The sequence below is a fragment of the Thalassospira profundimaris genome, assembly GCF_003326675.1.
In the GTDB taxonomy this organism is placed as follows: domain Bacteria; phylum Pseudomonadota; class Alphaproteobacteria; order Rhodospirillales; family Thalassospiraceae; genus Thalassospira; species Thalassospira aquimaris.
Map to the genome: position 1 here is coordinate 1 of NZ_JPWF01000024.1, position 11,526 is coordinate 11,526.

The following is an 11,526-nucleotide window of genomic DNA, read 5'->3' on the forward strand; positions in this document are numbered from 1 at the left end:
GTCGGTGGAGGCGGGTTATAGGCCCCACTCCCGGAACTGTCAAACACCTTTTTGCAAAAAAATGACAGAAATGCCGTTACGCAAAATTTTTGCGCGAAAACATATATAGGTTTCACTTTTATGACCTGCAAGGGCGTCCCTGACCCAAAATTCCGGCCCATGATTATTGCCGTGCGCGAGAATGCGACTAAGATGTTCGCGCCAAATCACCACCTGGCCACCAGAACAAAAGAATCACGATCCGAAAAAAGATCAAAAAAACACCGAGGACACCGATGGCGACCACGCCCGACACCCGAAATGCCCCAGATGATTCGCAAATCACCCCCGCCTATCCCGATCAATCAACACCAATAGAGGTGATCGACATGCATACCGGGGGCGAGCCGCTTCGTATTATTACGTCAGGCTATCCTGCCATTCCGGGCGATGACATCCTTGCCAAACGTCGATATGCCCGTGACCATCTTGATCATCTGCGCCGTTTTTTGATGTTCGAGCCGCGCGGCCATTACGACATGTATGGTGCGATACTGGTCGAGCCCAGCCTGCCCGAAGCCGATCTGGCGGTTTTGTTCATTCATAATGAGGGCTATTCGACCATGTGCGGCCATGCGATTCTGGCACTTGGTCGTTACGCGATTGATTATGGTCTGGTCAAAGCAGTTGAGCCGGTCACGCAGGTCAATATCGAATGCCCGTGCGGATTGGTCCGCGCCGAGGTCGACGTAACCAATGGCAAAACCGGCAAGGTTCGGTTTTCATCCGTACCATCATTCATGTTTGCCGCCGATCTTGAGTTTTGCCTGTCAGATGGCAGGGTGTTTAAAACCGATATCGGATATGGCGGTGCGTTTTATGCCATTCTTGATGCCGGGCAGTTTGACATTGCGATTACGCCAGAGAATGTCAGTCGCCTGACCGCCCTTTCAGAAGAGATTTATCAGGTGGTAAATGACAGCATCATGCTTTCCCACCCCGATCATGATGACCTGGCATTTCTGTATGGTGCGATCCTGACCGACGGGCGCGACGCATTCGGGTCTGATCCGACACGTAATATATGTGTGTTTGCCAAAAATCAGGTTGATCGCAGCCCGACCGGATCGGGCGTCAGTGCGCGCCTTGCCATTCAGCATGCCAAGGGCCTGATCAAACGCGGTCAAACCCGCCAGTTTGAAAGCGTGATCGGATCGGGTTTTGAAGGATCGGTCGAGGATGTCACCACATGTGGCCCGCACGCCGCGATTATCGCATCGGTGCGCGGACAGGCCCATTACAGCGGCAAGGCCAGTTTCTGGTATGAAGATGGCGATGATGTCGGGCGCGGTTTTATTGTCCGCTAGGCACCTGAGCCCATCTAGGCCACAGAGCCCATCACAGCAAAAAAGGGATGCCAGATGCGGCATCCCTTTTTAGTTTTCTGACGATATCTTGGCGATATCCTTGCGAAAGCCGCCTATTCGCGGGCCTTGCGCAGACATTCCATCAGACTGTCGGCCGAGCTTTGGATATGATCGGCAAGCAATTCGACCGCTTCGTCGGTATTGCCGGCCTTGCAGGCTTCGAAAATCTGGTGATGTTCGCGTTCGGCCCGATCCGTCGCGCCGGACAATGCCAGCTGCGCCTGGGTGAAGCGCACCGTATTGTTGCCAATCATGCGAATGATTTCGAGGGTCTTGGGCCGGTTCGATGCACGATAAAGCCGGTCATGGAATTCGCGGTTAAGCTCGCCCCATCTGGCAACATCCCCCGACCGGAAGGCTTCATCATAAACCAGCAAAATATCTTCGACCGATTTCAGATCGGCCGGGGTCAGACGCGGGACGGCGTGACGCAAGAGTTCACATTCAAGAAGCTTGCGGACCTCGAACAGTTCTTCGATCTCGTCAAGCGAAAGCTGGGAAACAATCGCGCCCTTGTGCGGCTGAAAAGATACCAGACCTTCGGCGTCAAGACGCTGCAAAGCTTCGCGGACCGGAATACGCGAGACGTTATATTCACCGGCGATTGCATCCTGTCGCAACTGGAAGCCTGCGGGGAAATCGCCAGAAAGAATACGCGCCCGAAGGTCTTCGGTCACCTGATCGGTGATGGTGCGGCGGGTAAAACGCGGTGATGCGGTCATTTCAGCTCTTTATATTATGGTACCCGAAATCATGGCATACGGGTCAATCCGGCGTCAGACAGAGCAAGGCTGTCCTTTAACAGTCATAACGTCGGCCCGGCCAAGTCGCAATATAATTGCATACTGTATAATTTCTTATCATCCCGCAACATACGACAAAGGGGGCATAAAGCCCCCCTTTTTGGTAAATCAGTGCCAATGGCCCTATTTGACGATAAAGCCATGGGCATAAGGATCCCGGTCATCAATGAAGATGGTGTTATAGCCGTGTTTGCGCGCCCAGCCTTCGATGCCCGGCACCACGGCGTCAAAGTCACCAACCTTGGTTTTCTCGACCACGGTGACCCGGAACTGTGAACCGATGATGCTTTCATGCACCAGCTCGTCCGCCGGGTCCCACTGCCCCTTGGCAACCAGTTGCGCCAGACGGGCCGATGAACCGGTGCCGCACGGGGAACGGTCAATACCCTTGTCGCCATAAAACACCGCGTTGCGATGGGTACTTCCGGCCTGGGTCGGTTTGCCAGTCCACTGGATATGGGAAAGTCCCTTGATATCGGGATAGAGCGGATGAACGAAGGTGTTTTCCGCATTCAGGCGACGGCGCAGTTCCGGGCTGATACGTTGCAGATCGCCAACCGTGAAATCGGCCATGTCGCGGAAGTTTTCCTGCGGTTCGACAATCGCATAGAAATTGCCGCCATAAGCAACATCAACCTTGATCGGGCCGAGATCGGGGCAATCAACCTCGATATCGGTTTTATAAAGGAAGGACGGCACGTTGGTCAGTTTGACCGATTCAACGTAATCGCCGACCTGTTTATATTCGGCAATCACCAGACCCGCCGGGGTTTCAAGGCGCAGACGACCCGGTGTTTTCGGTTTTACCAGACCTTCCTCGATCGCCATGGTAACGGTCCCGATGGTGCCATGACCGCACATCGGAAGACATCCCGAGGTTTCGATGAACAGAACCGCAACGTCATAATCATCCGAAGTCGGATCATACAGGATCGAACCCGACATGATGTCATGGCCGCGCGGCTCGAACATCAGGCCGGTGCGGATCCAGTCATATTCGGCCAGAAAGTGCGCACGCTTTTCGAGCATGTTGGCACCTTCGAGTTTTGGTCCACCGCCTGCAACCAGTCGAACCGGATTGCCACAGGTATGACCGTCTACGCAAAAGAAGCTGTTTTTCGCCATTATGGGGCCTGCACTCAGAAGCGATTAATACGATAGGGCGTCATGTCGATGGGCGCTTGCGATCCGGTGACAAGATCGGAAATCAAACGCCCCGTGGTCGCCCCCATGGTCAGGCCAAGATGGCCATGACCGAACGAGAAGAAGACATTGCGATGTTTCGGGCTTTTGGAAATGACCGGCTTTGAATCGGGCATCGAGGGCCGGAAGCCCATCCATTCGGTGCCGCCTTCGGCATTGAGTTTCGGCATGACCTGCTTGCCCTTGGCAAACAGGGCCTTGGCGCGATCATAATTGGGCGGCGCAATCAGACCGCCAAGTTCGACCGCACCGCCAACGCGAATGCCCATTTCCATCGGAGTCAGAATGATGCTGTCATCAGCACTGATGATGGTGCGTGACAGTTTGACATCATGATAGGGAACGGTGGTGTTATAGCCACGTTCCGTATCAAGCGGCACCGGCGACCCCAGACGTTTGGCCAGCGTTTTTGACCAAGCACCACACGCAACCACCAGCGTATCAAAGGTCACCTGATCCCCGGTCGTGGTCATGGCCGCGCGCGGCTGCCCGTCGCGATAGACGAAATCGGTAACTTCGGCGGTCTGGAATTTGCCACCGCGCTCAATGAAGTGCTTATACAGACCGGTCACGATCTTGAAGGGATCAAGAACACGGCCCCAGTCTTCTTCGATCACACCGCACGGGAAGATCGGTGCAAGATCAGGTTCGAGATCCATGATCTCGTCCTTGGTGATATCGCGGATTTTGATGCCTTTGCGACGGCGCAGATCAATGCCGTATTCCGCTTCGCGTCGGGTCTTTTCGGAGCGATAGACACCAAGTGCGCCTTCCTTTTTAAAGACCGCATCATTCAGACCGGCCTCGGCAATCACCGGCTCGTAATCTTCCCAGACGCGATTAAGGATCGCTGCCAGTTCGGAACTGATCTGTTCAACCCGACTTTTGGAGCTTGCCGCAATGAAGCGCAGCAGCCAGGGCATCATTTTGGGCAGATAGCTCCAGCGGATTGAAAGCGGACCATAAGGATCCATCAGCCAACCCGGCACATTAAGCAGCGTTCCGGGCATCGCAATCGGGGCGCATTCGGAAACCGCAATCCCGCCGGCATTGCCAAACGAGGTGCCCCTGCCCGGTTCACCGCGATCAAGAATGGTAACGTCATAGGCCTTTTTCAAAAGAGCCAGACCGACATTCACCCCGACAATGCCAGCACCAATGACGACAGCCTTTTTGCCATCACTTGCCGGGTTTTGGGTATCGGGTTTGGAATTGGTCATTTCGGGGCCTCGCCTGATGTGGTGCGCGTTCGGTTTCTTGTCGTAAGCGCCCGCCAGATGGCAGGAAACTCCCCCGTGCCAAAGCATGGGGGAGCTCACTGTTCCATCAAACGGACCTGGAATGCAATCACGGTTTTGCGGGTGCGGGAGGTGTGATTGCATTCGTCGCACAGGGCTTAAAGCGACGGGCGCGTATCGATGGCTTTTTGAATGGTTGCCTTGATGGTTTCGAGCTCCTTGCCAACCAGCGGCAGACGCGGTGCGCGAACATGCGGCTTGCCAACGCCGGTCATTTCCTGAGCCAGCTTGATGTACTGGACCAGCTTGGCGTGAACATCCATGTGCAGGACCGGGGTGAACCAGCGATAGATTTCAAGGGCTTCTTTGTATTTGCCTTCTGAAAGCAGCTTCCAGAGTGCAACCGATTCTTTCGGGAAGGCATCGGTGAAACCGGAAATCCAGCCAACAGCACCAAGCACCTGGGTCTCCATGACAAGGTCATCCATGCCACAGAACAGAACGAAACGGTCACCACAGGCATTATAGATATCGGTGATACGACGCGGATCGCCCGAGCTTTCCTTGATCGCAACCAGGTTTTTGACGTCGGCAAGCTGGTTGAATTCTTCCGGCTTGATGTCGATGCGATAGGCACCCGGGTTGTTGTAGATCATGATCGGCAGCTTGGTTGCATTGGCAACCGTGCGGAAATGTTCGATATTTTCGCGCGGATCGGCAGTGTAAACCATGCCGGGCAGAAGCATCAGGCCATCAGCGCCGATTTTCTCGCATTCCTGGACATAACGGATAGCCGAACGGGTCGAGCTTTCAGCAACACCGGAAAGAACCGGGATACGACCCTTGGTGATTTCCACAGCAAGTTTCAGGACGGCAATTTTTTCTTCCGGATCAAGGGCGGTGTTTTCACCGACCGAACCCAGCATCACCAGACCGTCAACACCTGCTTCGATCAGGGCTTCGATCTGTTCTGCGGTCATATCGAAATCGATAGAACCATCTTCGTTCATCTGGGTTGCAACGGCGGGGAAAACGCCAGTCCAGTTTACCTGCATGGGAAAGTAACCTCCTGATTTGGCGGGTCAATTTTACGCCCCACCAACAATGTTCAAACGTTTTGGTCATACGACCATCTGCAATTCATGTATATTGTATACAAAATAAAGAATGCGGGTGCAACGGGATTCTTCAACAAAAAGAAAAGGGCCCGCGAACGGGCCCTTTAACGTCATGATATCAATGTCTTGCCGATAAGGTGATCAGGCAGGAAATGGTGCCTTGCGGATCACAGACGTCGATGCCGTTCCGGTCACGACCGCAAGTGTCCTGGCAACAATCACCCCGTCACACAGTTCTTCCTCGACCAGTTTTCGGGCGGAACTTCCGAATTCTGCGCGCTTTGCATCATCTTCCATCAATTCTTCGATGGCATTGGCAAGGGCATTGGCATCGCGCAACGGCACCAGAAGGCCGTTTTGATTATGGGAAACAATTTCGCGACAGCCCGGCACATCGGTTGCGACCATGGCAAGTCCGCAAGCAGCTGCTTCCAGCAAGGCCTTGGGCAGACCTTCGCGCCAGGACGGCAGAACCGCCAGATCAGACTGGTGCAACAATGCCGCAATATCGCTTCGCTTGCCCAACCATTCGACCAGCCCTTCCTTTTGCCATTGGGCAAGATCGGTGTCATTTGCACTATCAGGATTGGCAAGGTCGGCATCCCCGACCAGAAGAATACGATAGTCACGCCCGCGCGATTTAAGAATACGGGCGGCCTCGACCAGTTCGGCGAGCCCCTTGGACCACAACATACGCGCAACAAAGATCGCAGTTTTGGGGTTACCGGGCACCCTTTCGACAGGGGAATAGGCCGAGATATCCACACCCGATCCACGCACCAGATTAAGGCGATCCGCCTTGAAACCAAGCCCGGTCATAAGGGCGTAGTCATCCTGATTTTGCACGATCACGTGAACAGACGGGAACCGGGCATAAACCCACAAGATCATGGATACAATGGATCGAACGACCTTTACCTTTGCCCCGCCCGATACGAACAGGAAGCCAAGCCCGGTCACCATATTGACCGATCGTTTGGCACCAACCAGCATCCCGGCAAAGACCGACAACACAACGCATTGAATGGCAACATTGACAATCACATCCGGGTTTTCACGCCGGATCAGACAGGCCAGTGCCTTGACAGTTTTAAGGGATTTGATCGGGCTAAGACCGCCACGCGCAATCGGAACATCGACCACACGGAAACCTTCGGCACGCAGTGTATCCGCAGCCGTCCCGACATTGCACGCAACAACAACATCATCACCGCGGACCAATGCCGCACGGCCCAAACCGATACGGTGTGACACAAACGACCAGTCTTCGCCGCATACAATCATGGTTTTGCGCCGCGCTTTGGGGGACTTTGAGGCAATCAATCCCTCGCGACGCAAAAGTGCCAGCGAAAGTGACAGCAGGAACACGCCAAACCACCATGACGTCCAGAAGGAATAGTTGAACAAGCCCGCAAACCAGTATGCCGCAAGCATCATCAATGGCAGTGCCGAAACCTTCAGCCCCTGTCGGCAGACATCGCGGATTGCCGTTACCGCCGTCATCAGGACCAATGGCACAACCACGGCAAGCCCGATCAGGCCGACTTCAAGCCAGATTTCCATAAACCAGCTATGCGGATGACCGGGAAGAACGGTCTGATTTGATGTCCCCGCCATTTCATCGGCACCGGGAACCCAGGGCGATGCATTGATCCCATACCCGATCAACGGATGATCAAAGACATGGCCAAAGGCGAATTTCCAGATCATCTGGCGGTGAATATCAACAAGCCATGTCGGCAGATAGGCATCAAACCCCATCAAGCTGCTTGAATTGCTTGTCACACCGCTAAGCCATGTCAGGGCAACCACACAGACACCGGTAACCCCGACCAGAACACCGATCTTAAGAACCCGTGACTGGATCAAAAGGACTGCGCAAAAGCCAACAGCACAGGCCGCCGCCATCATCGCAGCAACATTTGCGCGCCCGTGAGATTCTTCGAGAACCGGCAAGATGCAGAGGGCGGCAAGGATCGAGACATATCGCCGCATACCCTTACGGTCGATGGCATCAAACACCAGCAACATCGCCCCGAAAATCAGGAAACTGCCAACCGGTTTCAAGCGGCGGGTAATATCAAAGGCAAAATCCGGTTCCCGCAACGCCTTGATGGACAGCATTTCCGGATAAACCAGTATGGCAAGGATACAATAACCAACAATGGCAATTGCCCCATAGATACAGGCATCCCATGCCAAACGTGCCTTGGGCTCAATCAGACGCATCAGATACCAGATGCCCGCCATCATCGCGAAACGCCCGGTCCAGGTTTCAAGCGATTTTCCCGGCATGATCGAACAAGCGGCAGAGACAAGGAACGCAACCAGTGCCGCACAGACAAGCAAGCCAATCGGGGTCGCGATATCCGCCCGCATCTTGCGCCAGGCTTCGCCATGATCAGCCGATGCAAGGGCCGCAATCAGTGACAAACCAAGCCCGATCCCCAAGCCGGTGCGCCCAAAGAAAAACAGCGGCGCAGAAAGGCCAAACAGGATGGCAGCAAAGCCAAGGACGCGATCACGCCAATGCCCGGCTTGAACAGTTTGTTGCATGGTAAGCGGTTCCAAATTGAGTCTGCCATCTTGCTAAACCTGCGCCGTGCCCGCGTCAATCACGGATCGACCAAGAGGCATCTCATGTGGTTTAATCATCAATACAATATTCAACCCTTTATAGATAAAGGATGATTATGACGGAGATGAAGGCCCTGCTGCGTTTTTCCGGGGAACGCAAAATAGCACTTGCCGATTGTCCGATCCCCACGCCCGGCGATCATGACATCCTTGTCCAAACCAATTTCAGCCTGATCAGCCCCGGCACCGAATTCACCCAGGCCCAACAAAGCAAAGCATCCCTTTGGCAAAAGGCATGGCAACGTCCCGACCTTGTGGCCTTAACCCTTAAATCCCTGACGCGCGAAGGATTGGGCACCACAGTTTCCAAGGTACGCAATCGCCTTGATCGCCCGATGCCACTGGGTTACTGCGCCGTTGGCCGGGTATGTGCCATCGGTCAAAGCGCGCAAAATCATTTCACCCCGGGTCAGCGCGTTGCAATTGCCGGAATGGGGAGTGCCCGTCATGCGCAATGGAACCGGGTCCCCATGAACCTCGCCTGCCCGGTTCCCGACGAAGTACCGGATCAGAGTGCTGCCTTCACCACCCTTTATGCCCTTGCCCTTCACGGCTTGCGGCAAGGGCAAAGCGCGATTGGTGATCGCATCGCGATTATGGGTGCCGGTTTGATCGGACAAATGATGGCGCAATGCGCACATGCATCGGGCGCGATTGCCGACATCATTGAACCCGATCATTTCAGACGACAAATCGCCCGAAACATTGGTGTACGGACATGCCTTGCCCAATGCAAAGACGCCACGTCCGACAGCTATGACGCGGTTTATATCTGCGCGCCTGCACATGGTGCGCACACACTTATTGTCGACGCCGCCCGCATCTGTCGGGACCGAGGAACCATCATTTGCGTTGGTGATGTCGGGATCAGCGGGCAGCGCAAAGTGCTTTACGACAAGGAAATCAGCATCAAGCAAGTCCGGTCCTATGGCCCCGGCCGCTATGACCCGGCCTATGAGGAAATGGGACAGGATTATCCGCTGGGTTATGTCCGCTGGACCATCAAGCGCAACATGCAGGCCGCACTTGAATTGATGAAAGATGGCAGGCTAGATCCCGCGCCATTGATCACCAGCGAAATTGGCTTTGAAGATATCGCCGATCATTTTGCCAAAGGCCCCAAGTCCGATCAGTTGGCAACTTTGGTGCGCTATGCGCTGTCCCCGTCCCCGGAACCAAATCAGATCAAACACGCAGTCAATCGCGCGACACCGGTTGGCAGCATCAAAGCTGGTTTGATTGGCACCGGGAACTATTCGGGATCCGGATTGCTGCCGCACCTGATCAAGCAAAGTGATGTCGACATAACGGCCTGCTGTTCACGGGACGGGATTTCGGCAATGGCGATGGCCCGTAAACTCGCGAATACCAAGGCAGTGTCATCGCCCCAACACATCATGGTGGATGTAAATATTAACACCGTGATCATCACCACCCGTCACGACAGTCACGCAAAACTTGCGGCAAGCGCAATGGCGGCGGGTAAGCATATCTGGCTGGAAAAACCGGTTGCGATCAATCGGGGGAATATTGACCTTTTACGTGATCAGGTTGCGTCATCCCCCGCCCCCATCATCTTCATGGTCGGACATAACCGGCGTTATGCCCCGATGAGTGCAAGATTGCGTGATGTTTTGCCCACAGGGCCAAAGCACTTCCGTTACCGGGTCCGGGTATCGCCCCTTCCCCGTGATCATTGGCTGCATCACCCGACACAGGGTGGACGCACCATTGGCGAGATCAGCCATTTCATTGATCTGATCATAAGCCTGTGCGCGGCACAGGTATCAGACATCGACTGCCATTGGCTCGACCGCCAGCACGGTGACAGTATCTGGACTTTGCGTTTTGCCGACGGTTCGGTTGGCGAGATCAGCTATCTTCACACCAACCGGCGCGAAGCCAAGGAAGTGTTGCAAATTGATGCGCCGGGTTTCGATGCGCAACTGATCGACTGGCACAAGCTTACGGTCAATGGCCGAACCGTGATGCGCAAACGTTTCGGGCAGGACAAAGGTCAAAAAGCCGCCATCAATAGCTTTGCCCGGGCCATATCAACCGGCATTGCTGATCCGCTGATGCCCGGTATCGAGGCCGAGATCAATCTGATGTCGCAAATCCTTGATGCTGCCAGTACCTGATTAGCTGGCGCCTGACCAACCGGGGCCTGATTAAAGGCCACCGGCATAGAGCACGATAAGCGGCAAGGTGATCATGCTGATGATCGTGGTCAGAAGGATCGTCGTGGCCGAGCGGTCGATACAGACATTATAGCTGCCCGCAATAATCGCGACATTGGCCCCGGATGGCAGGGCGGCAACAAGGGTCAGGATGGTCAGCTGCAAGGGTGGCAGATCAAAAATGAAATGCGCGACCGAAAAGACCAGGATCGGTTGCACAACCATCTTTGCCACCGTGCACAGCAAGCTGGCACTGAGGTTGCCACGAACGGACTGCCCGTAAAGCCCGGCGCCCACCAGAAGCAGGGCAACCGTCGGACCAGCGGTGCGGAACCGCTCGAACGTTCCATCAATCATTTCCGGCATCCGGATGCCAAACAGCGATGCCAGAACACCCAGAATAATCGCAATGATGATCGGGTTTCTCAGCACTCGCAAGACACTGCGCCCGACCTTGGGCAACCAGTGACCATCCCCGCCACTGCGCGATCCTTCGACGATCATGATCGTCATGCCCAAAAGGCTGAGCGGATGGATCGACAAAATGATCAGAACCGGCACCAGACCTTCTTCGCCATATACGGCCTGTACCAGCGGAATGCCCAACAGAACGATGTTGGAAAACACCCCGCCCATCGCCGTCACAGCACCTTCGTCGGTTCTGGCCTTAAGCCACAAACGCGCAATGACAAAGACCATCGCGAAATTGACCAGCACGCCGGAATAATAGCTTCCCCACAGGCGCAAATCGAAATGCGCGCTGATATCGGATTTGGAAAGGGTCTGGAACAACATTGCCGGGATAAAGGCATTCATCGCGATTTTGGCAAGGAACGGAATCCCCTCGCGCGAGATGACCTTTACATAGGTCAGCAGGAAGCCGCACATGATCGTTAAAAAAACAGGTCCGACTTTTCCAACGATCAGATCAAGCATATTTC

Annotated in this window: 8 protein-coding genes; 2 read left to right on the plus strand and 6 right to left on the minus strand. The window is 54.6% G+C overall.

The window, feature by feature from the left end:
* The first annotated feature begins 275 nt into the window (after positions 1-275).
* Positions 276-1,346, plus strand: a complete 1,071-nt coding sequence (locus tag TH19_RS21235; protein ID WP_258548074.1) for a proline racemase family protein — start codon at positions 276-278, stop codon at positions 1,344-1,346.
* A 113-nt stretch (positions 1,347-1,459) separates the two neighbouring features.
* Here the strand turns inward: TH19_RS21235 and TH19_RS21240 are convergent, their stop codons facing one another.
* The 5 genes from TH19_RS21240 to TH19_RS21260 form a co-directional block, all read right to left on the minus strand.
* On the minus strand, positions 1,460-2,128 hold the full coding sequence (locus TH19_RS21240) for a GntR family transcriptional regulator (RefSeq protein WP_114104367.1): 669 nt from the start codon (positions 2,126-2,128) through the stop codon (positions 1,460-1,462).
* Positions 2,129-2,332: 204 nt separating this feature from the next.
* Complete coding sequence (locus TH19_RS21245; protein ID WP_114104368.1) at positions 2,333-3,334, minus strand: 4-hydroxyproline epimerase; 1,002 nt, start codon at positions 3,332-3,334, stop codon at positions 2,333-2,335.
* A gap of 14 nt (positions 3,335-3,348) precedes the next feature.
* A complete protein-coding gene (locus TH19_RS21250; RefSeq protein WP_114104369.1) occupies positions 3,349-4,632 on the minus strand; it encodes an NAD(P)/FAD-dependent oxidoreductase in 1,284 nt (427 codons plus the stop codon).
* A 176-nt stretch (positions 4,633-4,808) separates the two neighbouring features.
* A complete protein-coding gene (locus tag TH19_RS21255) occupies positions 4,809-5,705 on the minus strand; it encodes a dihydrodipicolinate synthase family protein (protein WP_114104370.1) in 897 nt (298 codons plus the stop codon).
* A 204-nt stretch (positions 5,706-5,909) separates the two neighbouring features.
* Entirely contained in the window at positions 5,910-8,324 is a 2,415-nt protein-coding gene (locus TH19_RS21260; RefSeq protein ID WP_114104371.1) for a glycosyltransferase, read from the minus strand.
* A 137-nt stretch (positions 8,325-8,461) separates the two neighbouring features.
* Between TH19_RS21260 and TH19_RS21265 the strand changes: the two genes are divergently transcribed.
* On the plus strand, positions 8,462-10,546 hold the full coding sequence (locus TH19_RS21265; RefSeq protein ID WP_181846510.1) for a bi-domain-containing oxidoreductase: 2,085 nt from the start codon (positions 8,462-8,464) through the stop codon (positions 10,544-10,546).
* A gap of 30 nt (positions 10,547-10,576) precedes the next feature.
* Here TH19_RS21265 and TH19_RS21270 read toward each other — a convergent pair whose 3' ends face one another.
* Complete coding sequence (locus TH19_RS21270) at positions 10,577-11,521, minus strand: AEC family transporter (protein ID WP_114104392.1); 945 nt, start codon at positions 11,519-11,521, stop codon at positions 10,577-10,579.
* Between the last annotated feature and the right edge of the window lie 5 nt (positions 11,522-11,526).